Origin of the sequence: Brachybacterium equifaecis, assembly GCF_023509525.1 — a bacterium.
Classification (GTDB): Bacteria; Actinomycetota; Actinomycetes; order Actinomycetales; family Dermabacteraceae; genus Brachybacterium; species Brachybacterium equifaecis.
In genome coordinates, this window is sequence record NZ_JAKNCJ010000004.1 from 65,009 (window position 1) to 88,790 (window position 23,782).

Below are 23,782 nucleotides of genomic sequence, written 5' to 3' on the forward strand. Positions count from 1 at the left end.
GTCAACCGCCATGAAGAAGGTCATTTTCCTGCTCGGCGCGACGCTGGGCTTCTTCCTCGGCTCCCGCATGGGCCGCGGCCCCTACGAGCAGCTCGAGGCGAAGGCCCGTGAGCTCGCGGACGATCCGAAGGTGCAGGAGACGGCGAAGCAGGCGCAGCAGACCGCCGCGAAGCTCGCCCAGGACGCCGCCGAGACCGTGAAGGACAAGGCCCCTGAGGTCGCCGACAAGGCCAAGGCCGTGGCGGCGGACGCCGCCGCCGCTGCCAAGGACGCGGCAGGCGCGGCCAAGGACAAGGTCGCCGGCGCCTCTGACGCAGCCTCCGCGAAGGCCGACGAGGCCTCCGAGAAGGTCGCCGATGCCGCCGACTCCGCGAAGGCGAAGGCGAAGGACGCGGCCGACTCCGCGAAGGCCAAGGCGAAGGACGCGGCCGACGAGAAGGGCACCGCCCCTGCGGCCGACACCGACTCCCGCGCCGCCACCCACCTGGGTGAGGACGAGGACGCCGATCGCTCCGCGAAGGACGCGAAGACGGGCGGGCGCCACGCCTCCTCGGATCGCGCGGGCTCCGACCACGCAGGCGACGCAGAGGTCAGCGACGGGAAGCCGCTGAGCTCCTGACGCCGGCTCGATCACGAAGAGCCCCGGCCTCCTGTCCCGCTCGCCAGCGGGACAGGAGGCCGGGGCTCTTCGCACGCAGGCGAGGCCGGACCCTAGGATCCGCCTCGCAGCCCATCCGGGGACTCAGCCGAGGACGCGCACCCCGGCCTTCTCCTGCTCCCGCAGGAAGCAGGCGGCGCACAGCGATTCGTACAGGACCTCCGCGCCGTCCTCGATGGCGACCTGGTCGCCGTGGAAGACGGGTGCGCCGTCCACCGTGCGGCAGTTGAACTCCGCCTGCGATCCGCAGCGGCACATCGTCGGCAGCTTCTCGAAGTTGTCCGCGAGCTCGAACAGCCGGCGGCTGCCGGGGAACTCGTGGGTGAGGAAATCCGTGCGCAGGCCGTAGCAGATCACGGAGATGCCGTCGACCTTCGCGACGAGCAGGAGCTGATCGATCTGGGCGGGCTCCAGGAACTGGGACTCGTCCACCAGGATGCAGGCCACGCGCGCCGGGGCCGCGGCCTCGACCGCCTGGAGGATCCGTCGGCGCAGATCCTCCCCGGGGGCGACCATGACATCCACGCGGCGGCGGGCGCCGCCGCGGGCGACCACCCAGTCCTCGCCCTTGGTGTCGATCGACGGCTTCACGGTCAGCGTCGCGAGCCCCCGCTCCGCGTAGTTGAACGCGGTCTTGATGAGGGTGTCGGACTTCCCCGAGTTCATCGCCCCGTACTTGAAATGCAGCTTGGCCATCGTGCCTCTCCGTGGATCGCTCCGGGGAAGTCTACGGTCGCCCCGCGCTGCGGCCAGGTTTCCAGCAGGAGCCCGGCGGATACTGGCGCGGTCCGATCCGTCCCCGTCCGAGAGGTCGTCAGCCCGCCATGAGCACAGAGAGCACCCCCAGCCCCGCCCGCCGCGCCGGCGCCGCGCAGCGCGTGCCGCTCACCCGCGCGAACCAGGCCAAGCGCACCGGGCGCCTGAGCCTGTCCGAGCGGCTCAGCGCGGGCGATCCCCTCAGCGAGCAGGCCCCCGCGCGGCGCATCCCCGTGGGCCTCTCCACCTCGTCGGTCTTCCCCCTCGGGGTCGAGGACTGCTTCCGCCTGGCCTCCCACATCGGCTACGACGGCGTGGAGGTGATGGTCTCGGTCGACACCTCGAGCCGCGATCCGAAGCTGCTGAGCGACTTCGCGCGCGAGTACGGGCAGCCGATCCTGTCGCTGCACGCCCCCACGCTCTTCTTCCTCCAGTTCGTGTGGGGGAGGGACCCGTGGACCAAGCTCGAGCGCACCGTGCAGATGGCGATCGACGTCGGCTGCCCGACGGTCGTGGCCCACCCGCCGTTCCGCTGGCAGGGCGCCTATGCCCGCGAGTTCGTCGAGGGCGTGGCGGCGCTCGAGGCGCAGTACGGCGTGGCGATCGCGGTGGAGAACATGTACCCGTGGCGCCTCGGCGTGCGCGAGGCGATGATCTATCTGCCCGATCACGATCCGACCGACGAGGAATACGCGCACGTCACCGTGGATCTGTCGCACGCGGCGACCGCGGGCGACGATGCGCTCGCGATGATCGATCGTCTCGGCGATCGCCTGGCCCACCTCCACCTGGCCGACGGGCGCGGGCGCTCCACCAAGGACGAGCATCTGCCGCCGGGAGAGGGGAGCCAGCCCTGCGCCGAGGCGCTCCGGCGCCTGGCGAACCGCGGCTGGACCGGCTCCGTGCTGCTGGAGATCTCCACTCGGGGCGGCGGTCGCGGGCGCCCCACCTACCGGGAGGATGTGCTGCGCCAGAGCCTCCTCTTCGCGCGTCATAACCTCGGCCATCACCTCGATGAGGATCTCCTGCGCAGCGGCACCGGAGCGGTGCCTGCCTCGGAGCTCGACGCCGAGGTCGACTCCGACGCGCTCTGAGCGGATCCGACGGCTCGACGAGCCCGCCCGCGCGGACCGGGCCCGTGGTGCGCGCCACGGGCCGAGCGTCCCCCCAGGCGAGGGGTGGGACAATGAGGGATCGCGCCCCCGCCCGCGCCGGGGCGCGCATCATCGCCGCGGCCCGCTGAGGCAGGCGGACCAGGCGGGAGAGACCACGACTTGCGAGGTTCAGCAGTTTGAACGAGAACACATCCATCGTCCACGCGAACGCCGCGCTGCTCGCGGTGGAGGCGACCGAGGCGCAGGTGCCCGTCTCCTCCGACGAGATCGACGACATGCTCTCGCCGGCGCGCCGGCGGCTGCGCCTGCCCCAGGGCGTGCTGCAGCGCGTGGCGGGCGTCTACGAGCGGCGCTGGTGGCGCGACCCCGAGAACGGATGGCGCCAGGGCATCGTGCTCGCCGCCGAGCGCGCGATGGCGCGCGCCGGCATCACCCGTGACCAGGTGGGACTGCTGATCAACGCCTCGGTGAGCCGCCAGCACCTCGAGCCCGCGGTCTCGACCTCCGTGCACCACGCCCTCGGGCTGCCGCGCTCCTGCATGAACTTCGACATCACCAACGCATGCCTCGGATTCGTCAACGCGATGACCGTGGCCGCGGGCATGATCGACTCCGGCCAGGTGAAGTACGCGCTGATCGTCGGCGCGGAGGACATCGAGGAGGTGCAGCGGCGCACCATCGACCGCCTGAACTCGAAGGACGCCACGCGCGCCGACTTCAACAACCAGTTCGCCGCGCTCACCCTCGGCTCCGGCGCGGCCGCCGCGGTGCTCGGCCCGGCCGATCTCCACCCCTTGGGCCACCGCATCACGAACACCCAGGCGCGCGCCGGCACCGAGCACCACGAGCTGTGCATCGGCGACATGGACGACATGCGCACCGACAGCCAGGGACTCCTGGAGAACGGCATCTCGCTGATCCTGGACACCTGGCGGGGCGCGAACGCCGCCGGCCGCGACTACCGCAGCATCGAGCACGTGATCCCGCATCAGGTCTCGATGGTCTACACGCAGAACTTCTCGAAGATCACGGGCGTGGGCATGGAGCGCATCCCGGTGACCTTCCCCGACTGGGGGAACGTCGCCGCGGAGGCCGTGCCCATGACCCTCGCCAAGCACCAGGAAAACGTGAAGCCCGGGGAGCGCGTGCTCCTCATGGGCGTCGGCTCCGGACTCAACACCGCAATGATGGAGGTGCTCTGGTGAGCCCTGTGAAGAGCTACCGCGGCGCGGCCGCCCAGATCCCCGATCTGCCCGGGGTCGACCCGCGGCTCTCCCGCCTCGTCGAGGCGCGGGACCACACGGGGGAGACCCGCACCTGGCACCTGCTGGACTCCGGTCCGCTGCTGGCCGAGCGCGGGATCACCCCGCGCGGGACCCTGCTGGCCGTCCACGGCAACCCGACTTTCTCGTTCCTCTACCGATCTCTTGTGCGGGGCGACATCCCCTGGCGCGTGATCGCAGTCGATCAGCTCGAGATGGGCTGGTCCGAGCGCACGGGCGTCACCCGCCACCTGCAGGACCGGATCACGGATCTCTCCCTCCTCACCGATGCCCTGTCGCTGCGGGGCCCCGTGGTGACGGTCGGCCACGACTGGGGCGGCATCGTCTCGGTGGGCTGGGCGCTCGACAACCGCCATGACGTGATCGGCATGGTGCTGACGAACACCGGCATCCACCAGGAGCTCACCGAGTCCCTCCCGCGCGCGCTGCAGTTCGCGACGACGCCCGCCGTGCTGCCGCTGACGACGTCCCTCACGGACGCCTTCATCCGCACGACGCTCGCGATCTCCGATCCGGCGCCGCCCGCCGAGGTCCAGGCCGCGTACCTCGCGCCCTACCGCACGGTCGGCCGGCGCAAGGGAGTCGAGGCCTTCGTCGCCGACATCCCCGCGAACGCCGGCCATCCGAGCCGCAGCACCCTGGAGCGTCTCGCCGACGGCATCACCGGGCTCTCGGTGCCGACGCTGTTCGCCTGGGGCCCGAAGGACATCACCTTCTCGGACAGGTTCCTGCGAGACCTCATCGCGCGCGTCCCGCACGCCGACGTCCACCGCTTCGAGGGCGCCTCGCACCTGGTCTGGGAGGACGCCGACACCGCCGGTCTCGTCGCCGACTGGCTCGAGGACACCTTCGGCGAGGATCCGTCCTCCGCACCGCGGGCGACCGACGCGGCCGCCCCGCCGCAGGCGCGCCCCTCGGTCTCCTCCTTCGCGCAGCAGGCGCCGCAGATGCACCTCGCGCAGGCGATCCTCGATCGCGCTGCTGACCCCGCGACCCGTCGGCGCAGCGCCGTGGTCGAGATGGGCAAGGGCGCCGATGGCGCGCCGCGGGAGATCAGCTGGGAGCTGCTCGCCGCTCGGGTCGAGGACCTCGCCGCCGGCATGCTCGCCCACGGCATCATGCCCGGGGACCGGGTCAGCATCCTCGTCACCCCCGGCGCCGACCTCACCGCCGTGCTGTACGCGTGCCTGCGCATCGGCGCGGTCGCGGTGATCGCGGACGCCGGGCTCGGGGTCGACGGTCTCACGCGCGCCGTGATCGGCTCGCATGCCGACTGGATCATCGGCCTGGAGAAGGCGCTGCTCGCCGCGCGCGCCCTGGGCTGGCCCGGCACCCGCATCAGCGTCCAGCAGCTTCCGACCCTGGATCGCGCCGCCCTCGGGGTCGACACCTCGATCGCCGAGCTCGCCGCCCAGGGCCGCCAGATGCGCACCCTCGGCGCGCCGCTCGACGCCCCCTGGCCCGACCCGGACGCCGACGCCGCGGTGCTGTTCACCTCCGGCTCCACCGGCCCCGCGAAGGGCGCCGTGCTCACCCACCGCCAAATGGGTGCGATGTTCAGCGCGGTGGGGGAGACCCTCGAGCTGCAGGCCGATCGCGGTCTCGTCGCCGGGTTCGCGCCGTTCGCGCTGCTCGGCCCCGCTCTCGGCGCGCCCTCGGTCGTCCCCGATATGGACATCACGCGCCCCGGAGAGCTCACCGCCCGGGCGCTGGCCGACGCGGTCGACGCGCTGGGCTCGCCCGCCGTGTTCACCGCTCCCGCGGCGCTGCGCAACATCATCGACACCGCCGGAGACCTCGACGATCGCCAGCGCGCCGCGCTCGCGCGCGTTCCGAGCTTCTTCTCCGCCGGCGCGCCGATCCCGGCGCCGCTGCTGCGAGGGCTCGCCCCGGTGATGCCGTCGGCGCGCGCCCTCACCCCGTACGGGATGACCGAGTGCCTGGTCGTCGCCGCGATCGACCTCGAGGGCATCGAGGCCGCAGGGGAGGGCCCCGGGGTCTGCGTCGGCCGCCCCGTCGCGCGCACCGAAGTCGCCATCGCCGCGATGGACGCCGACGGCACCACGAGCGGGGACATCACCACCGAGCCGGGTGTCACGGGAGAGATCCTCGTGCGCGCCCCGCAGGTCCGGGACCGCTACCTCATGCTCTGGGCGACGACCCGCACCGCGAGCCGCTTCGAGGGCTGGCATGCCACGGGCGATGTCGGCCATCTCGATTCCGAGGGCCGCCTGTGGGTGGAGGGCCGCTCCGCGCACGTCCTCGCCACCGCGCAGGGCCTCCTCACTCCGGTGCAGGTCGAGAGCGCCGCGGAGTCCGTGCCGTCCGTGCGCCGCTCCGGCGCCGCGGCCGTCGGCCCGCGGGGGACGCAGCAGGTCGTCGTCTTCGTCGAGCTGACCGACACCTACCGCCCCGGCCCGGCAGGCACCCCGCGCGCAGCGGACGTGCCCCTGACGGAGGCTGTGCGGCGCGCCGTGCGCGACCAGACGGGAGCCGATGTCGCGGCGGTCTTCACCACCACCGCGCTGCCCACCGACATCCGCCACAACTCGAAGATCGACCGCGCTGCGCTGTCGGCCTGGGCGGAGGAGACCCTGCAGGGACGGAAGGCGCGCGCGCTGTGAGCACCGTCCTGGTCACCGGTGCCTCGGGCATGCTCGGCGGCGCCGTGGCGACTGCCCTGCGCGATCGCGGCGACGAGGTGCGCGCCTTCCAGCGCCGCCCGGCGGGCATCCCCGGGGTGCGCGATGTCACCGGCTCGCTCACCGATGCGGCGGACGTCAGGGGCGCCCTCGAGGGTGTGGACGCGGTGATCCACCTGGCCGCGAAGGTCGGGATCTCCGGCTCCGAGGCGGACTTCCGCGCGGTGAACATCGGCGGCACCACGCACCTGATCGACGCGATGCGCGCCGCTGGCGGCGGCCGCCTGGTGAACATCTCCTCGCCGTCGGTCGCGCACCTGGGCACCTCGATCGTCGGTCTCGATGCGACGCCTGCCGACCCGCAGCGCGCCCGGGGGCCCTACGCCCGCACCAAGGCCGCCGCCGAGCTCGTCGCCATGGCCGCCGATGGCCAGGACGGCATGCTCGTCACCTCGATCCGGCCGCACGTGGTCTGGGGCCCGGGGGACACCCAGCTCGTCGGGCGCATCGTCGACCGCGCCCGCAGCGGGCGGATGCCGCAGCTCGACGACGGCATGGCTCTCATCGACACGACCTACGTCGACAACGCCTCCGCCGCGATCGTGGCGGCGCTCGACGGCCTGGATCGCATCCACGGCCAGAGCTACGTCGTCACCAACGGGGAGCCCCGCACGGTGCGCGACGTGATCGGCGGGTTCTGCGACGCAGCGGGCGTCGCGCGGCCGTCGCTGCGCGTGCCCGGGGCCGTCGCCCGTCTCGCCGGCCGCGCGATCGAACGGATCTGGGAGGCGCGTCCGGGGGAGCACGAGCCGCCGATGACGGAGTTCCTCGCGGAGCAGCTCTCCACCGCGCACTGGTTCGATCAGCGCCGCACGCAGCGCGATCTGCAGTGGACGCCGACCGTCAGCATCGAAGAGGGCTTCGAGCGCCTCGCCCGCTGGTTCCGCGAGCACGAGGGCGGCGCCGGGCGATGAGTAAGGCCGACGAGGCGGCGCTGCGCGACGCGGATGACGCGGCGCTGCGCGAGGCGGATCAAGCGGCGCTGCGCGACGCGGATCAAGCGGCGCTGCGCGCCGAGGTCGACGCGGAGCTCGCGGCGGAGCGGGCCGCGAGGCGGCGCGCCCCCTCGGGGGTGACGGGCCTCGTGCTCCTGCTCGGAGGTGCCGTGGCGTGGATCGCCGCGCTCGCCCTCACGATCGACAAGCTCCACCTGCTCGCGAACCCCGGAGCGAAGCTCGGCTGCGATGTGAACCCGTTCATCTCCTGCGGCACCGTGATGATGACCTGGCAGGCGAGCGCCTTCGGCATCCCGAACATGGCGATCGGACTGGCCGGATTCGCCGTCATGGCGCAGGCCGGGGCGCTCCTGCTGGGAGGCGCCCGCCTGCCCCGATGGCACAGCTGGGCCGTGCTCGGCGGCCTCGGTTTCGCCTTCGCCTTCGTGCACTTCCTCGCGTACTCCGCGATCTTCGTGATCCGCGCGCTGTGCCCGTGGTGCATGGTCGTGTGGGCGATGACGGCGCCGATGTTCTTCGCGGCTCTCGCGCACGCGATCGAGACCGGGCTGCTCCCGATCAGGGGTGCTCTCGCCTCGGTGCTGCGGCGCTGGGTGCTGCTGAGCGTGCTCTGGTACCTGCTGGTCATCGCGGTCATCGCCGTCGCGTTCTGGGATCAGTGGCTCACGACCTTCGGACTCGCCTGAGCCCCTCTCCAGTCCTCCCCATCGAGCCTTTCTCCCCAGTGCCGCTCCCGGCGCTCTGAGCGGGAGGCCGCGCCTCTAGCGTCGCTGCCATGCGCAGCAGACACCGCACCCGCAACGCGTCCCCGGAGCCTGGGCGCCATCGGCGCTCCCTCCTGCAGGAAGAGCATGAGCGTGAGCGTGAGGGCGATCCTTCGGACTCGGTGGGGGATGACCTCCTGGCATGGAGCGGGCCCGAGGATCCGCTCGTCGAGCTGCGCAGCGCGCAGGAGGAGTTGCCGCGGCGGCGCTGGTGGCAGGACATCCCGCGGCCCGCCCCCGCGTCCCTCGTCGGCATCGCCGTGCTCGTGCTCATCGGGGTCGGCGCGGTGCATCTCTCCACCCAGGGCGCCGCCGTCCCGTCCACGGTCGCCGCCGGCACCTCGGCTCCGCTCATCGCCGACGGCCCGACCAGCGGAGCGCCCGGAGCGGGGATCGAGAGCGGTGCGAGCGGCTCGGCGGGCACGGGCGGCTCAGCGCCGGCGTCTGCCGGTCGCGACGCGGCAGGCAGCAGCGCCGGGGCGGCCGGGTCCGCCGCGACACCCGCTGCCGCGCCCTCCGCCCCAGCGGTCGTCTACGTCTCCGGAGCGGTGATCGCGCCCGACGTCGTGGAGCTGCCGGCGGGAGCGCGCGTGGCCGATGCCCTCGACGCGGTCGGAGGCCCCGCGGAGGATGCGGACCTCTCGCTCCTGAATCTCGCCCGGCTCGTGGTCGACGGGGAGCAGATCCATGTCCCGGCACAGGGCGAGGCTCCCCGCGATCCGGCTTCCGCAGGCAGCGCCGGATCCGCTCCTGGATCACCCGGGACCACTGGCAGTGCGACCGCGAGCGCGGCGGCGGGATCGGCTCCCGCGTCGGGGGGCCTGATCGACATCAACAGCGCGAGCGCCCAGGAGCTGCAGGAGCTGCCCGGTGTGGGGCCGGCGATCGCGGAGCGGATCGTCCGCCACCGGGAGACCAACGGCCCGTTCGCCTCGGTGGACGGGCTCGACGAGGTCTCCGGCATCGGCCCGGCGACCCTGGAGAAGATCCGGGAGAAGGCCACCGTGTGAGCACGAAGCCGCCCGTGGTGCGCAGGACCGACCTCCGCCTGCTCCCGGCAGCCGCGATGCTGTGGGCTGCTGCCGTCCTCGGCATCCACGCGGGAGCGGCCAGCGCCCTGACCGCCATCGCCGGGGTGCTCACCTGCGTGCTGGCCGCCGCGCTGCTCGCGAGATCCCAGGGCACCCGCGATGCGCTGCTCGCGCACCTCGGACTCCTCGTGCTCGGTGCGATGCTCCTGGTCCCTGCTCTTCATCGGGAGGACGCCACCCGGGAGGCGCTCACGGACGCTGTCGAGTCCGGCGCCCGCGTCGAGGTGCTCGCCCGCGCATCCGCTGATGCCCGCCCGCGCGAGGGTGGCGCCGCGTGGCAGGCCGGGGGTCACGCGGTGATGGTGCGTACCCAGCCGGGCCCCGCGCGGGTCGGCACCCGCACGCTCGACCTGCCGGCTGGCTCCCGGATGCTCGCCACGGGCGGGCCCGGGAGCGTTCTCGGCGCGGTGCGGGCCGGCGCGACCGTGCGCCTGCGGGGGACGGTCGCCGCCAGCGGCGGGCTGCTCATCCTGCGCGTGGACCGCGCGCAGCTCGTCGAGAACCCGGAGGGCCCCGCCGCGGAGCTGCGTGCCGCCTCTCGCACCCTCACCGCCGCGCTCCCGGCCGATGAGGCCGCGATGGCGCGCGGCATGACCACCGGCGACACGAACGGGATGAGCGAGCACACCCTCGAGATCATGCGCCAGGCGGGGATCTCCCACCTCGTGGCCGTCTCCGGCTCGAACCTGTGGCTCGTGCTGGGCGCCGTGATGGCACCGTGCCTCCTGCTCGGGGTCCGGCGCAGGTCCCGCATCGCGCTCGGGGCCCTCGCAGCCGGCGGGTACGTGGTGCTCGTCGGTCCGGAGCCCAGCGTGCTGCGGGCCGCGACGATGGCGGCGCCGATCCTGGCGGCGCGCTTCGTCGGAGTGAGGGCTTCGCCCCTCGCGGCGCTGTGCGCGGCCGCGGCGGTGTGGTCGGCCCTGGATCCCGCGACGAGCGCCTCGATCGGCTTCCTGCTGTCGGCACTGGCCACGGCCGCGATCCTCATCCTCGCTCCGCTGCTCGCCCAGGCGCTGCATGCGGCGAGCGGCGGGCGGATCCCCACTGCATGGTGGCTCGTGATCACCGTCCCGCTGGCCGCGCAGCTCGCCTGCGCCCCGGTCCTGGTGCTGCTCTCCCCGGAGGTCTCGCTCTGGTCGGTGCCGGTGAACATCCTGGTCGCCCCGATCGTCGGCCCGGCGACGGTGATCGGCATGCTGGCCCTGCTCCTCGGCCCGTTCTTCCCGGGGCTCGCGTCGGTGCTCTGGCAGCTGTGCGCGGGCGGGGCGCATCTGGTCATCGCGCTCGCCACGGCAGCGCAGGGCCTTCCGGGCGCGCATCTCGCGGTCCCGGAGGGCGCGGCCGGGTGCATGGCGATGATCGGCGTGCTGGTGGTCGTGCTCTGCTGCGCCCGCTGGCAGCATCTGGCCATCGTGCGATGGTCGCTCGCAGCGGCGCTGGTCGTGCTGCTCGCCCCGCCGCTGTTCGCTCGCGGGCCGACGGGAGCGGCAGCGCAGTGGCGGATCGCCGCGTGCGCCGTGGGCCAAGGGGACGCGGTGCTGCTGCGCGCGAGCACCACGATCCTCATCGACACCGGCCCCGATCCGGCGGCTCTGACCCAGTGCCTGGATCGACTGGGGGTGGAGCAGATCGATCTGCTCGTGCTCACCCATCCGCACGCCGATCACGTGGGCGGCCGGGACGCGCTCACCGGCGAGCGTGCTCCTCGTGCGCAGTGGATCTGTCCCCTGGAGACGGCCCCCGCCCAGAGCCTCCCCGCCCCCGCAGCGCAGCCCGTGTCCACCGGCGCGCGCTGGAGCGGAGGCGGTCTCTCCCTGGAGGTGCTCTGGCCGCCCTCGGCCGAGGCGGCCCGCAGCGCGGATGCGCGCGAGAGCGGGGGAGGGGAGGATGACGGCGCGAACGACTGCTCCCTCGTCATCGCCGCCGCGTGGGAGGACGGCACCACGTATGTCGGCCTCGGCGATCTCGAACCGGTCGCGCAGGGCGAGCTCGCCGCACTGCCGCTGCCCCGGGCGACGGTGCTGAAGGCCGCCCACCACGGCTCCAGGCGGCAGGATCCCGGGCTCTACGCGAGGCTGCAGCCGCGTCTCGTGCTCTTCACCGTCGGCGCCGACAACTCCTTCGGGCACCCTGCGCAGGAGACGGTGGATCTCGCCACCCGGCTCGGTGCGTCCAGCGCGCGCACCGACCGCGACGGAACGATCGTGCTGCCGGCGAGCGACGTGCTGAGCCCGAGATCTGTCGGACCGGGCCGATAGGATCGGCACTGCTCGCTCGCCGAGCCGCATCGAGGAGGGAGCACCATGACGGACGTCGCGTGGCACTCCGTGGACCCGGCACCCATCGTGCTCATCCACGGCAGCGAGGCGCTGGTCGCAGCCCGCGCGGTGGAGCGCCTGCGCGCTCTGGCGCGGCAGCAGGATCCCGATGTGAGCATCCACGAGATCACCGCCGAGAAGGCTGTTCCGGGTGCGCTGTCCCAGGTGGCGAGCCCGTCCTTGTTCGGGGAGGCGCGACTGGTGCTGGTGCCCGACCTGCAGTCGGCGCCGGAGAGCCTGATCGCAGAGATCTCGGACTACCTCCCGGCTCCGGAGGCCGGGGTATCCCTCGTCCTCGTGCACCGCGGGGGAGCTCGCGGCAAGAAGCTCCTGGATGCGCTGAAGAAGGCGGGCGTGCCGCGTGTCGCTGCGGATCCACTGAAGCGCCCCGCCGACAAGCAGACCTTCGTCACCGCGGAGTTCATCCGCGCCGGTCGTCGCATCCAGCCCGATGCCGCCGCCGCGCTCGTCGACGCGTTCGGCACCGACCTCTCCGAGCTCGCCGCCATCTCCCGCCAGCTGCTGGAGGATACGACCCCCGAGGAGGGCGAGGCGCCCGAGGCCGTTACGCTGGCCCAGGTGCGGGAGCTCACCGCCGGGCGCGTGGAGACCACCGCCTTCGCGGTCGCCGACGCCGCGATCGCGGGCCGCGAAGCCGGGGCGCTCGTGCTCCTGCAGCAGGCTCAGCTCGCCGGAGCCGATCCCGTTCCCCTGGTCGCCGCCATCGCCTCGAAGATGCGCAGCCTCGCGAAGGTCAGCGCGCCGGGCGCGTCGGCCCGCACTCTCGGGATGCCCGACTGGATGCTCCGGAACCTGTCCCGCGAGGCAAGAGGCTGGAACGACCGCGCCCTGGCCCGCGCGATCAACGCGGTCGCCCAGGCCGATCACGAGGTCAAGGGCGCCGGCCGCGATCCCCAGTGGGCCGTGCAGCGGATGATCACCGAGATCTGCCGGGCCCGCAACGGCCGCTGAGCCCGCAACGGACGCTGAGCCCCCGACGGCCGCTGAGAGCGCCGCGCCCGGCCTCGCAGGCGGTCCGTGCGCCGCTCAATGCAGCAGGATCCGCCCGACATGCAGCGAGCCCCGCACGGTGTTCCGTGCGGGGCTCGCTGGTGAAGCGGGGGGCGCTGCGATCAGGCTGCGACGCCTGCGACCAGCTTCGCCAGACCCGACTTGCGGTTGGCGGCCTGGTTCTTGTGGATGACGCCCTTGGAGACGGCCTTGTCGAGCTTGCGCGACGCCTCGGTGAGGGCGGTCTGCGCAGCTGCGGCGTCACCGGCAGCGGCGGCGGTGCGCACCTTGCGGGTGTACGTCTTCAGCTCGCTCTTGTACGCCTTGTTGCGCTGGCGCGCCTTCTCGTTGGTCTTGATGCGCTTGATCTGCGACTTGATGTTTGCCACGGGTGCTCTTCTCTAGATCTTGTGGTGGAACGTCCGCAACTGCTGAGGCACGGTTCAGGCGGGGACGGGCGGTGGGGATTCGCCTGGAGACGCCTGCGCCGGATCGCTGTCGCGGTCACGCACCCGATGACTCACCTCGACCGGCCCTGACACGGCGGGCGGTCGCGTGCACACACCGGGCGGTATGTCACACATACGGAAACAACCGTAGCAGAGGCGCGGCCCGCAGAGGGGATGACGGGGACGTGTCGTGGCTCCCACCTGCGGATGAAGGGGAGGTGGCGAGCCTCAGCGCACGGGCCAGCCGTGGAGCGCGCCCGCACGCCGCGCGACCTCGTCGAAGCGCCGCTGATCCAGCCGTGCGCCTTCGCGCCGCACCGATGCGGCGGGGATCCGCAGCAGGCGATCCGCGCGCACTTCGGAAGCACGGCCCTGGCTGTCCCAGCTGCCGGTTCCGATGTCGATCCAGGTGGCTCCGTGCGAGTCGGTGTGGGTTCCCGTGCCCCGGTCGCGGGAGGTGAGCATGAGGGCGACCACCACGTCGCCGGTGCCGTCGGACCCGCCGGTGCGCGCCGCCTCGAGAGCGAGCGCGAGCACCGGGCGGTCCTTGCCGCGGGTGATGTCCTCCTCGTACGGGACCCAGGCCCACACGATCTCCCCGGGATCGGCGTCGCCGTCGGCGTTCGGGGAGTAGCTGAGGTTCAGTGGCGGCATGCTCGGCCGGTCGCGAAGCGCGGCATGGTCCGACGGGAGGGGCGAGCGCGCCTCGCCCTGGTGTGCCGGGCGGTCATCGTCGCGGCGTGAGCTCTTCGGCCCCGTCTGCTCCTGGACGGCCTCGATCGCGCTGCGGCCGAGGTCGCGGGCGATCCGCCGTGCGGCAGGGGAGCGCAGGACGCCGCGCAGGAACGAGCTGAGCTGGGTGCCGAGGGACATGGGTCCTCCATGAGAAGAGCGGTGAGAACGATCCCAGTGGACCACGGTGCGGGCGGCCGCGGGGTCGCTCGAGGCGACAGGCGAACAGAGGGTGCACTCCGCGCGCCCGGCAGGCGCACCGGACCATGAGACCATGAGGGTTGCACATGGGCGCCCTGCGCCACCACCTGAGAGGACGGATGCCCGTGACCCCGAGGATCTCCCACGACGAGGCGAGCGATATCCAGCCCGCGTCGACTCCCTCGGAGCGCATCCGCAACTTCTGCATCATCGCGCACATCGACCACGGGAAGTCGACCCTGGCCGATCGCATGCTGCAGCTCACCGGCGTCGTCGACGAGCGGGCGATGCGCGCGCAGTACCTCGACCGCATGGACATCGAGCGCGAGCGCGGCATCACCGTGAAGAGCCAGGCCGTGCGCATGCCCTGGCAGGTCGACGGCGTGAACTACGCCTTGAACATGATCGACACCCCCGGCCACGTCGACTTCACCTACGAGGTCTCCCGCTCGCTCGCCGCCTGCGAGGGCGCGATCCTGCTGGTCGACGCCGCCCAGGGCATCGAGGCGCAGACGCTCGCGAACCTGTACCTGGCGATGGAGAACGACCTCACCATCATCCCGGTGCTCAACAAGATCGATCTGCCCGGCGCGGACCCCGAGAAGTACGCGGCCGAGATCGGCTCGCTGGTCGGCGTCGCCCCCGAGGACGTCCTGCGCGTCTCCGGCAAGACGGGAGTCGGCGTGCCGGAGCTGCTGGACCACGTGGTGCGCACACTCCCGGCGCCCGTCGGGAATGCCGACGGCCCCTGCCGCGCGATGATCTTCGACTCCGTCTACGACACCTACCGCGGCGTGGTCACCTACGTGCGCGTGTTCGACGGCGAGCTCAGCCCCCGCGAGCGCATCGAGATGATGTCGACCGGTGCGGTGCACGACCTGCTCGAGATCGGCGTGATCTCCCCGGAGCCGGTGCCGACGAAGGGCCTCGGCCCGGGTGAGGTCGGCTACCTGATCACCGGCGTGAAGGACGTGCGCCAGTCGAAGGTCGGCGACACCGTCACGTCCGCTCGCCGCGGCGCGACCGAGGCGCTGGCCGGCTACTCCGACCCGAAGCCCATGGTGTTCTCCGGCCTCTTCCCGATCGACGGCTCGGACTACCCGGCCCTGCGCGACGCGCTGGACAAGCTGAAGCTCAACGACGCGGCCCTGAACTACGAGCCGGAGACCTCCACGGCCCTCGGCTTCGGATTCCGCGTCGGCTTCCTCGGCCTGCTGCACCTGGAGATCATCCGCGAGCGCCTCGAGCGCGAGTTCGACCTCGACCTCATCGCGACCGCGCCGTCGGTGATCTACCACGTGACGATGGAGGACGGCACCGAGGTCGGCGTCTACAACCCCTCCGACTTCCCCGAGGGGAAGGTGCGGGAGATCCGCGAGCCCGTCACCCGCGCCACGATCCTCGCCCCGGCCGAGTACATCGGCGCGATCATGGAGCTGTGCCAGAGCAAGCGCGGTCAGCTCCAGGGCATGGACTACCTCTCCGAGGATCGCGTGGAGCTGCGCTACATCCTGCCGCTGGCGGAGATCGTCTTCGACTTCTTCGACCAGTTGAAGTCCCGCACCAAGGGCTACGCGTCCCTGGACTACGAGGTCGAGGGCGAGCAGGCCGCGGATCTGGTGAAGGTCGACATGCTGCTGCAGGGCGAGCCGGTCGACGCGTTCAGCGCAGTCGTCCACCGCGACCGCGCCTACGGCTACGGCGTCGAGATGGCCGGCAAGCTCAAGAACCTCATCCCGCGCCAGCAGTTCGAGGTGCCGATCCAGGCGGCTATCGGCGCCCGCATCATCGCCCGCGAGAACATCCGCGCCATGCGCAAGGACGTGCTGTCCAAGTGCTACGGCGGCGACATCTCCCGTAAGCGCAAGCTGCTGGAGAAGCAGAAGGAGGGCAAGAAGCGCATGAAGAACATCGGCTCGGTCGAGGTTCCGCAGGAGGCGTTCATCGCCGCGCTCTCCTCCGACGGCGCCGACGCGGGCAAGGACGCGAAGAAGAAGTGACCTCCCCGCGGGAGCTCTCGGTCTACATCCACGTCCCGTTCTGCGCGGTGCGCTGCGGATACTGCGACTTCAACACGTACACCGCCACGGAGCTCGGCGGCGGCGGATCCCAGGCTGAGTACCCCCAGAACGCTATGCGCGAGATGGATCTGACTCTCGCGGATGACCTCGCGGCCGGGTACGAGTACGACGCGGTCTCTACGGTGTTCTTCGGGGGCGGAACCCCGACGCTGCTTCCGGCCGATGATCTCGTGGCGATGCTCGCGCACCTGCGCTCGCTGATCCCGCTCACGCCGGATGCGGAGGTCACCTCTGAGGCGAACCCGGACTCGGTGACCCGAGAGTCCCTGCAGGCGATGCGGGAGGGCGGCATCACGCGCGTGTCCTTCGGCATGCAGTCCGCGGTCCGCTCCGTGCTCGCGACGCTCGATCGCACGCACAACCCCGAGCGCGTCCCGCAAGCCGTCGCATGGGCGCGGGAGGCGGGCCTCGACGTCAGCCTCGACCTCATCTACGGCACGCCGGGGGAGACCCTCGCCGACGTGGAGACCTCCGTGCGAGCGGCGCTCGCGTGCGGGGTCGACCACCTCTCGGCGTACTCCCTGATCATCGAGGGCAATACGGCGATGGCCCGGCGCCTGCGGCGGGGCGAGATCGAGGCCCCCGATCCGGACGACATGGCCGACAAGTACGAGCTGATCGATGATCTCACCAGCGCCGACGGGCTCTCCTGGTACGAGGTCTCGAACTTCGCGCGCACCCCCGCGCACCGCTCCCGCCACAACCTCGCGTACTGGCGCGGGAGCGACTGGTGGGGGATCGGCCCCGGGGCCCACCGCCATCGCGACGGCATGCGCTCCTGGAACGTGAAGCACCCCAGCCGCTACGCGGGGGTCCTCTCCACCGGCGCGCTGCCGGTGCAGGAGAGCGAGCAGCTGAGCGCCGAGGATCGCGCGCTCGAGCGGATCATGCTCGAGCTGCGGATCGTGGACGGACTGCCGGTCCAGGCGATTCCCGAGCAGGCGCGCGATCAGATCGCGGTGCATGCCGGTCGCGGGCACCTGGAGGCCGGCGCGGCCGCCGAGGGCCGGCTGGTGCTGACCCGGAACGGCCGCCTGCTCGCCGACGCCGTCATCCGCGACCTGACGGTCTGAGGCACTTCGCACGCCCGACGGGGCGCCGGGTCTCCCGGCGCCCCGTCGGGCGTGCTGCGCTGATCAGCGCGTCCGCGGATCAGCGGATGAAGCGGATGTTCAGCGGGTAGTTCCACCAGGTGCCCTGGTTGGCCCGCACCGCACCGATGATGGCGAAGACGAAGTGCAGGATCGCGGGGACCACGATCACCGGGAACGCGATGGAACCGAGCCCCAGGGTGACGATGGCGAAGATGGTGACCGCGATGGACAGGACGATCTCGGCGATCACGGTGGCGATGGCGGCGTTCAGCGACTCCGCCGCGTTGAAACGCACGAAGCGGCTGCGGTCCTTGTACATCAGGAAGATGATCAGCGGACCGACCCAGCCGAGGAAGCCGGCGCCGACGATGTAGCCGATGACCGCGGACAGGTGCGCGAGCATGCCCCAGAGCTTCTCGTCGCTGTCGCTGAGCGGGGTGCCGTTCAGCGGGCCCTCGTAGACGCCGTTCATGCCGGGAGGCGGGGTCTGCGCCCAGTTCGGTGCCCCGTAGCCCGCGGGAGCGGCGTGCGGGGCGCCGTAGGGGGCGCCGTTCGGATCCTGGGCGGGGGGAATCTGGCTCATCGGAGCTCCTCTCCTCGGCACTGCGCTGCGCGCGAGGGTGCCGGTGGTGTTCGTGGACTCCTCGAGCCTATCGACTCCTGCGGAACGGGCCCAGGGAGGCACCCCTGATCTTCGACCGGGGGAAAACCCGCAATCCGGGATGCGACACCGGGCAGCCGCGCCCGAAGGTCACTCGCCCTCGACGGTCACCCAGTCGATGAGCTCCTCGATGCGGCCCGAGAGGGTCGGCTCGACGTCGGCGTAGGAGCGGACGGTCGCGAGGATCCGCTGCCAGCCCTCGGCGATGTCGATCTGCGTGGCGTGCGGCCAGCCGAGGGCCTTCAGCGTCCCCACCTTGATGTCGGTGCCGCGCGGCACGTGCGGCCATGCCCTCAGCCCCACGCGCGCCGGGCGGACCGCCTGCCAGACGTCCACGTATGGATGCCCGAGGATCAGCACGTTCCCGCGCGCTCCGGGCATGCGCATGACCTGCTCGGCGATCCGCGACTCCTTCGATCCGGGCACCAGGTGGTCCACGAGCACGCCGATGCGGCGGCGCGGACCGGGCTGGAACGCCTGGACGCGCTCTGCGAGGTTGTCGGCGCCGTCGAGCATCTCGACGACCACGCCCTCGATCCGCAGGTCATGGCCCCAGACCTTCTGCACGAGCTCCGCATCGTGCTTGCCCTCGACCCAGATCCGCGAGGCGCGAGCGGTGCGGGCACGGGCCCCCTCGACGTACACGGAGCCCGAGGCGGAGCGCTGACGGGCAGGCGTGGCGGCGGCGGGCTTCGGCCGTGTGATCTCGACGGGCTGCCCGTCGATCAGGAAGCCGGGTCCGAGCGGGAAGGAGCGCCTGCGGCCGCGGCCGTCCTCGAGCTCCACGAGGAGCTCGCCGGCGATCTTCTCCAGGCGCATGATCGCTCCGGTGAATCCGGTCGCAGCGTCCTCGACCACGAGCCCCTTCGCGGCGGCGACGGGGCGTGAGGTCGGCGCGCGGCGGTGATGGGCTGGCGGGGCGGAGCTCAGCACGTCGGCGCTGTAGCGGTCGGGGAAGGATCCGGAAGGCACGATCGGCACGGTACACCGGTAGCGAACACGGCTTCGGGAGGCGAGCCCGGGCCGCGTAGCATTGGCACTCGGACCGGGGAAGTGCCAGCGCGCGCGGCGCGCACGCGCCCGTCGGCCCGAAGACCGCATCGCACGATCACAGGAGGTGGGAGCAGTGGAGGACCGCAAGCTGCAGATCCTCGGCGCGATCGTCGAGGACTACGTCGCCACCCGCGAGCCCGTCGGCTCCCGTTCGCTGCTGGAGCGCCACGACCTCGGCGTGTCGGCAGCGACCGTGCGCAGCGACATGTCGGCGCTCGAGGAGGAGGGGCTGATCCATCAGCCCCACACGTCAGCAGGCCGCGTCCCGACCGACAAGGGGTACCGCGCCTTCGTGGACCAGGTCGCCGCGATCAAGCCCCTCTCGGCGCCCGAGAAGCGCGCGATCCGCACGTTCCTCGGGGACGCCGGCGATGTCGATGAGCTGCTCGGGCGCACGGTGCGCCTGCTCGCGCAGCTCACCCAGCAGGTCGCGATGGCGCAGTACCCCGCCGCGCGGCAGGCCCGCGTGCGCCACATCGAGCTGGTGAAGGTCGCCGAGTCCCTGCTGCTGGTGGTGCTGATCACCGAGGCCGGGCAGGTCGACCAGCGCACGATCCCGCTGCTCGCCGGGCGCGAGGCGCCCTTCGGCACCGAGTTCTACGCGGATCTGCGCGACCAGGTGAACGCGGCCGCCGTCGGCCGGGAGGTCACCGACCTCGAGGTGCCCCTGCGCGAGCTCCAGTGGCTGCGACCTCTTCCCGAGCAGGGCGCGACCGCCGAGGTGGTCGAAGCGCTGCTCGCCCTCGCGTCCAGCCGCACCGACGAGCGCATCATCATGGCGGGCACCGCGAACCTCGCGCGCTCGGCCTCCGACTTCCCGCTGCGGATCGAGCCGATGCTCGACGTCCTCGAGGAGCAGCTGGTGCTCCTGCGCCTGCTCGGCGATCTCCACGCCGAGCCCGGCACGGTGCAGGTGCGCATCGGCCAGGAGATCCGCGACGGCGCCCTCGCGCAGGCTGCGGTCGTCGGCGCCGGATACCGTCAGGGCTCGCACCTGGCGATCCTCGGCCCCACCCGCATGGACTACGTCACCGGCATCTCCACCGTGCAGGCGCTCGCCCATTACGTCTCCCGCTTCCTGGGCTGAGCGCCGCCCCAGCGGCCGCTCGCCCCGCCCCGAAACCGCCCCAGAAGAAAGCATGCTGTGAACGAGGACTACTACGAACTGCTCGGCGTCTCCCGCGATGCCTCCGTCGAGGACATCAAGAAGGCGTACAAGAAGCTGGCGCGCTCCCTGCATCCCGATGTGAACCCCGATCCGGAGGCGCAGGAGAAGTTCAAGCACGTCTCCCAGGCGTACCAGACCCTCTCGAACCCCGATAAGCGCCGTCAGTACGACATGGGCGGCCGCACGGGCGGCGGATTCCCGGGCGGCTTCCCCGGCGGCGGCCAGGCGTTCGACTTCGGCGACATCTTCGAGATGTTCACCGGCGGCGGCATGCGCGGCCGTGCGCAGGGCCCCGTCCCGCGCCAGCGCCGCGGCGGGGACATCCTGCGGCGCACGCAGATCGACCTGCGCGACGTCGTCTTCGGCGCCGAGCGCGAGATCTCCTTCCGCACCGCGGCGCTGTGCGAGCGCTGCCACGGCGCCTGTGCCGAGCCCGGCACCTCGCCCGTGACCTGCACGCAGTGCTCCGGCTCGGGCCATGTGCAGCGCGTCCAGCAGAGCCTGCTCGGCCAGATGATGACGGTCGCCCCCTGCCCGGCCTGCGGCGGCCACGGCGACATCATCGAGACTCCCTGCACGGGCTGCTCCGGCCAGGGCCGCGTGCCCACCGAGCGCACCGTGACGGTGAAGATCCCCTCGGGCGTCGAGAACGGCACCCGCATCCAGCTGCGCGGCGAGGGCGAGGTCGGCCAGGCCGGCGGGCCCTCGGGCGATCTGTTCGTCGAGCTCTCCGTCGCCCCGCACCACGTGTTCGTGCGCGAGGGCGATGACCTCGTGACGCGCCTGGAGATCCCGATGACGGCTGCCGCACTCGGCGCGAGCATCCCGCTGGAGACCTTCGACGGGATGCAGTCCGTGGACATCCCCGCGGGCTCGCAGCCGGAGGACGAGATCGTCCTCGCAGGCCTCGGCGTCACTCCGCTGCGCCGAGAGCGCCGTGGAGCGATCCGCGTCGAGCTCGACGTAGAGGTGCCCACGAAGCTGTCCGATGAGGAGCGCGATCTGCTCGAGCAGCTCGCCCGGATCCGCGGCGAGGAGAAGCCTGCCGCGCAGCGCGCCCGCCGCGCGGGCAAGGGCGTGTTCGGCAAGCTCCGCGATCGCCTGCGGGATCTCTGAGCCGGCCATGCCCGAGACGCCGTCCTCTTTCCTCGTCCTCGACGACACTCTCGCCCGACTCGCTGCGGGCGACGCCTGCACCCTGGCGGGGGACGAGGGCCAACATGCGGCGAAGGTCGCCCGCATCGCCGCCGGCGAGACGATCCTGCTGACGGATGCCGAGGGCCGGCAGGCTCGCGCCCTCGTCACCGCCGCCCGCAAGGAGGCGCTGGATCTCGAGCTGCTCGAGGATCCCGGCGAGCCGATCGTGCGCGTGCCTCGCCTCGCGCTCGTGCAGGCGCTCGCGACCGGCGGGCGCGACGAGCAGGCCGTCGAGATGGCCACGGAGCTCGGGGTGGACCGCGTGACCCCGTGGATCGCCGACCGGTCCGTGTCCGTGTGGCGCGGCGAGAAGCGCGGGAAGGGCCGCGCGAAGTGGGAAGCGACCGCGCGCGCCGCCGTGAAGCAGTCCCGGCGCCCCGGGATCCCGCAGATCGACGCCCCGCTCGACTCGAAGGGCCTTGCGGCCGACGTCGCCGAGCGGGTCGCTGCGGGCGGCCTCGTCCTCGTGCTGCACGAGCAGGAGAGCGCGGGACTGCTGGCTCTGGCCGAGGAGCTGCGTGCTGCAGCGGCCAGCGGCGAGGTGCCCGAGATCTCCCTGATCGTCGGCCCCGAGGGCGGGATCAGCGAGAGCGAGCTCACGGCGCTGCGCGAAGCGGGCGCGCGAACAGTGCTGCTCGGCCCCGAGGTGCTGCGCAGCTCGACCGCCGGGCCCGCCGGGATCGCGGTGCTGAGCGCGCTGATCGGGCGCTGGGGGAGCTGAGAGCACAGCCCCGCGGCGCGGATCCAGCGCGAGAAGGGCTGTCTGCTGTACGGGTGGTTGATGGCGGCACGCGCATGCGGCAAGGCCGTCCAGATCAGCTATCGGGTTGCAGGATGCAGAACTCGTTGCCCTCGGGGTCCTGCAAGACGGCCCAACCGAGGTCGTGCCGACGGTCGTCGACGACGGTCGCGCCCAGGCGAAGAGCTCGGTCGACCTCTTCGTCCCGGGTGGTGTCCTCGGGGACGAGATCCATATGTGCGCGGTTCTTGACCTGCTTGGCGTCGGGCACCTTGTAGAACAGGACCGTGTATCCGTGGGGGCTGACGAGGTAACACTCGTCAGAACCAGGGTGATAGCTGGCTGCATCCGTGATCTCCCACTTCAGGAGGACGCGCCAGAATTCCGCGATGGTATGCGGGTCGAGGGCGTCCCAGGTGGTATGGGACAGGCGTAGTGACATGCGATCTTCTCCTTGGTGTGAGTCAGGCGGTGCCGGGAGCGGGTGTGGTCAGGGAGCGGATGGCTCGGGTGAGCATCGGCAGGATGGAGCAGGCCAGTAGCAGCGCACCGGCGGCGGCGGCGCTCCTGGTGCCCAACCATTCACCGAATAGGCCGGCCAAGATCCCACCTAGGGGAATCGAGCCATACATGACCTGGCTGTAGGCGCCGGCGGATCGGGTGAGCTGTTCGCGGGGGATCACGGCTTGGCGCAGGGTGAGTGAGTAGACGTTGGCGTTGCCCAGCCCGAAGCCGGAGACGAGCATCACGGCTGCGAGGACGGCGGCGAGTGCCCAGCCTTGCGCGGGCCACAGGACCGCGAGCAGGGGGATGCCGCATGACAGTGCGAGAGAAGCGATGAATGCCCTGCCGAGTCCTAGGCGGTCGGAAAGGCGCAGAGCAGTCATGGTGCCGATCAGCCCGCCCACGCCGCTGGCGCCGATGGCAAGTCCGTAGACCGTGGTGGAAAGGTGCTGCTCTTTGACGGCCCACAGGACGAGGTTGAGGGTGAAGACCTCGCTGGCGAGGTTGTAGAGAGCGGCATGCACGGTCAGTGGCCGCAGGTGCGGATTGTTGAACAGGACGCCGAGGCCGTCGAGGATTCGGGGCCTTTCCAACAGATCCGGAGAGGCGGCACGTGGGGTGCCCTCTTCGGGGGCGCCTCGGCGTGCGGGGCGGGCCACGGCGACACCGACCGCAGAGGCCAGGTAGCTGACAGCATCGACGGTGATGGCCACCGGTGCTCCCAGGGCACCGACGAGTAACCCCGCCAGCCCCGGTCCTGCGACCTCGGTGACGGTTCTACTGCCTTGGATGGCGCGGTTGGCTGCGGGCAGTTCCTTGTCCGAGACCAGATCGGGCACGTAGGAGAACCCCACGACTCCGAAGCACAAGGCGGCGGTCCCGCACAAGAAGGCGATCACCGCCAGGATCGGGACGGTGAGGGCCCCGGACCACCACGCAAGGGGAATGAGGGCTAGCAGCACGGCCTGGGCAATGTTGGCCGAGATCATGACAACCCGCTTCGGTCGCGGCTCGAGGAGATGGCCGGCGAGGAGGGAGAACAGCAGGTAAGGGGCCATCGCCGCGGTGGCGACGAGTCCGACGTCCGCGGGACTTCCCCCCAGCGCCAGAGCCGTCACCAAGGGCAGCGCCATGGAGGTGACCTGGCTGCCGGCACTGCTGATCGACTGGCCCGCCCAGTACCACCGGAACGAGGGGTGGAAGCGCAGGAGCCTGAGGCTCGGATCCATGACGATCTCTTCTCACGGGT

At 71.9% G+C, this 23,782-nt stretch carries 21 protein-coding genes; 14 read left to right on the plus strand and 7 right to left on the minus strand.

Annotated elements, in window-relative coordinates:
- Nucleotides 1-10 precede the first annotated feature (10 nt).
- A complete protein-coding gene (locus Bequi_RS09360; protein ID WP_249737672.1) occupies nucleotides 11-619 on the plus strand; it encodes a hypothetical protein in 609 nt (202 codons plus the stop codon).
- A gap of 123 nt (nucleotides 620-742) precedes the next feature.
- Here Bequi_RS09360 and Bequi_RS09365 read toward each other — a convergent pair whose 3' ends face one another.
- Complete coding sequence (locus Bequi_RS09365) at nucleotides 743-1,354, minus strand: thymidine kinase (RefSeq protein WP_249737673.1); 612 nt, start codon at nucleotides 1,352-1,354, stop codon at nucleotides 743-745.
- A 128-nt stretch (nucleotides 1,355-1,482) separates the two neighbouring features.
- On the opposite strand from Bequi_RS09365, the gene Bequi_RS09370 reads away from it, so the two are divergent.
- The 8 genes from Bequi_RS09370 (at nucleotide 1,483) to holA (ending at nucleotide 12,615) form a co-directional block, all read left to right on the plus strand.
- Nucleotides 1,483-2,508 carry a sugar phosphate isomerase/epimerase family protein gene (locus Bequi_RS09370; RefSeq protein WP_249737674.1) on the plus strand — a complete coding sequence of 342 codons (1,026 nt, stop codon included), beginning with the start codon at nucleotides 1,483-1,485 and terminating at the stop codon, nucleotides 2,506-2,508.
- A 197-nt stretch (nucleotides 2,509-2,705) separates the two neighbouring features.
- On the plus strand, nucleotides 2,706-3,734 hold the full coding sequence (locus Bequi_RS09375) for a 3-oxoacyl-ACP synthase III (RefSeq protein ID WP_249737675.1): 1,029 nt from the start codon (nucleotides 2,706-2,708) through the stop codon (nucleotides 3,732-3,734).
- The gene (locus Bequi_RS09380; RefSeq protein ID WP_430623111.1) at nucleotides 3,731-6,436 is read left to right on the plus strand and encodes an alpha/beta fold hydrolase; all 2,706 of its coding nucleotides are present in this window, start codon (nucleotides 3,731-3,733) and stop codon (nucleotides 6,434-6,436) included. The genes Bequi_RS09375 and Bequi_RS09380 overlap by 4 nt, the downstream gene beginning before the upstream one ends.
- Nucleotides 6,433-7,428, plus strand: a complete 996-nt coding sequence (locus Bequi_RS09385; protein WP_347271986.1) for an NAD-dependent epimerase/dehydratase family protein — start codon at nucleotides 6,433-6,435, stop codon at nucleotides 7,426-7,428. Before Bequi_RS09380 ends, Bequi_RS09385 begins: the two co-directional genes overlap by 4 nt.
- On the plus strand, nucleotides 7,425-8,156 hold the full coding sequence (locus tag Bequi_RS09390) for a vitamin K epoxide reductase family protein (RefSeq protein ID WP_249737676.1): 732 nt from the start codon (nucleotides 7,425-7,427) through the stop codon (nucleotides 8,154-8,156). Before Bequi_RS09385 ends, Bequi_RS09390 begins: the two co-directional genes overlap by 4 nt.
- 89 nt (nucleotides 8,157-8,245) lie before the next feature.
- On the plus strand, nucleotides 8,246-9,244 hold the full coding sequence (locus Bequi_RS09395; RefSeq protein ID WP_249737677.1) for a helix-hairpin-helix domain-containing protein: 999 nt from the start codon (nucleotides 8,246-8,248) through the stop codon (nucleotides 9,242-9,244).
- The gene (locus Bequi_RS09400; RefSeq protein WP_249737678.1) at nucleotides 9,241-11,583 is read left to right on the plus strand and encodes a ComEC/Rec2 family competence protein; all 2,343 of its coding nucleotides are present in this window, start codon (nucleotides 9,241-9,243) and stop codon (nucleotides 11,581-11,583) included. The genes Bequi_RS09395 and Bequi_RS09400 overlap by 4 nt, the downstream gene beginning before the upstream one ends.
- Before the next feature lie 45 nt (nucleotides 11,584-11,628).
- Complete coding sequence (holA, locus tag Bequi_RS09405) at nucleotides 11,629-12,615, plus strand: DNA polymerase III subunit delta (protein ID WP_249737679.1); 987 nt, start codon at nucleotides 11,629-11,631, stop codon at nucleotides 12,613-12,615.
- Between the two features lie 161 nt (nucleotides 12,616-12,776).
- Here the strand turns inward: holA and rpsT are convergent, their stop codons facing one another.
- Nucleotides 12,777-13,043 (minus strand): 30S ribosomal protein S20, encoded by a 267-nt coding sequence (gene rpsT, locus Bequi_RS09410; RefSeq protein ID WP_249737680.1) that lies wholly within the window; start codon nucleotides 13,041-13,043, stop codon nucleotides 12,777-12,779.
- Between the two features lie 288 nt (nucleotides 13,044-13,331).
- Nucleotides 13,332-13,976 carry a type II toxin-antitoxin system PemK/MazF family toxin gene (locus Bequi_RS09415; protein ID WP_249737681.1) on the minus strand — a complete coding sequence of 215 codons (645 nt, stop codon included), beginning with the start codon at nucleotides 13,974-13,976 and terminating at the stop codon, nucleotides 13,332-13,334.
- Between the two features lie 179 nt (nucleotides 13,977-14,155).
- Here Bequi_RS09415 and lepA point away from each other — a divergent pair, with 179 nt between their 5' ends.
- A complete protein-coding gene (lepA, locus tag Bequi_RS09420) occupies nucleotides 14,156-16,036 on the plus strand; it encodes a translation elongation factor 4 (RefSeq protein WP_249737682.1) in 1,881 nt (626 codons plus the stop codon).
- Nucleotides 16,033-17,190, plus strand: coding sequence for a radical SAM family heme chaperone HemW (gene hemW, locus Bequi_RS09425; protein WP_249737683.1), 1,158 nt, complete (start codon nucleotides 16,033-16,035; stop codon nucleotides 17,188-17,190). Before lepA ends, hemW begins: the two co-directional genes overlap by 4 nt.
- A gap of 79 nt (nucleotides 17,191-17,269) precedes the next feature.
- Here the strand turns inward: hemW and Bequi_RS09430 are convergent, their stop codons facing one another.
- Both Bequi_RS09430 and Bequi_RS09435 read right to left on the minus strand, forming a co-directional pair.
- Nucleotides 17,270-17,794, minus strand: coding sequence for a DUF4870 domain-containing protein (locus Bequi_RS09430; RefSeq protein ID WP_249737684.1), 525 nt, complete (start codon nucleotides 17,792-17,794; stop codon nucleotides 17,270-17,272).
- A 168-nt stretch (nucleotides 17,795-17,962) separates the two neighbouring features.
- A complete protein-coding gene (locus tag Bequi_RS09435; RefSeq protein WP_249737685.1) occupies nucleotides 17,963-18,844 on the minus strand; it encodes a DUF3097 domain-containing protein in 882 nt (293 codons plus the stop codon).
- Nucleotides 18,845-18,998: 154 nt separating this feature from the next.
- Between Bequi_RS09435 and hrcA the strand changes: the two genes are divergently transcribed.
- The 3 genes from hrcA to Bequi_RS09450 are packed head-to-tail and all read left to right on the plus strand — an operon-like array spanning nucleotide 18,999 to nucleotide 22,011.
- Nucleotides 18,999-20,012 (plus strand): heat-inducible transcriptional repressor HrcA, encoded by a 1,014-nt coding sequence (gene hrcA / locus Bequi_RS09440; RefSeq protein WP_249737792.1) that lies wholly within the window; start codon nucleotides 18,999-19,001, stop codon nucleotides 20,010-20,012.
- Between the two features lie 57 nt (nucleotides 20,013-20,069).
- A complete protein-coding gene (dnaJ, locus tag Bequi_RS09445; RefSeq protein ID WP_249737686.1) occupies nucleotides 20,070-21,209 on the plus strand; it encodes a molecular chaperone DnaJ in 1,140 nt (379 codons plus the stop codon).
- A gap of 7 nt (nucleotides 21,210-21,216) precedes the next feature.
- On the plus strand, nucleotides 21,217-22,011 hold the full coding sequence (locus tag Bequi_RS09450) for a 16S rRNA (uracil(1498)-N(3))-methyltransferase (protein WP_249737687.1): 795 nt from the start codon (nucleotides 21,217-21,219) through the stop codon (nucleotides 22,009-22,011).
- Nucleotides 22,012-22,105: 94 nt separating this feature from the next.
- Here the strand turns inward: Bequi_RS09450 and Bequi_RS09455 are convergent, their stop codons facing one another.
- The gene (locus Bequi_RS09455; protein WP_249737688.1) at nucleotides 22,106-22,471 is read right to left on the minus strand and encodes a VOC family protein; all 366 of its coding nucleotides are present in this window, start codon (nucleotides 22,469-22,471) and stop codon (nucleotides 22,106-22,108) included.
- 22 nt (nucleotides 22,472-22,493) lie between these two features.
- The gene (locus Bequi_RS09460; protein WP_249737689.1) at nucleotides 22,494-23,762 is read right to left on the minus strand and encodes an MFS transporter; all 1,269 of its coding nucleotides are present in this window, start codon (nucleotides 23,760-23,762) and stop codon (nucleotides 22,494-22,496) included.
- Between the last annotated feature and the right edge of the window lie 20 nt (nucleotides 23,763-23,782).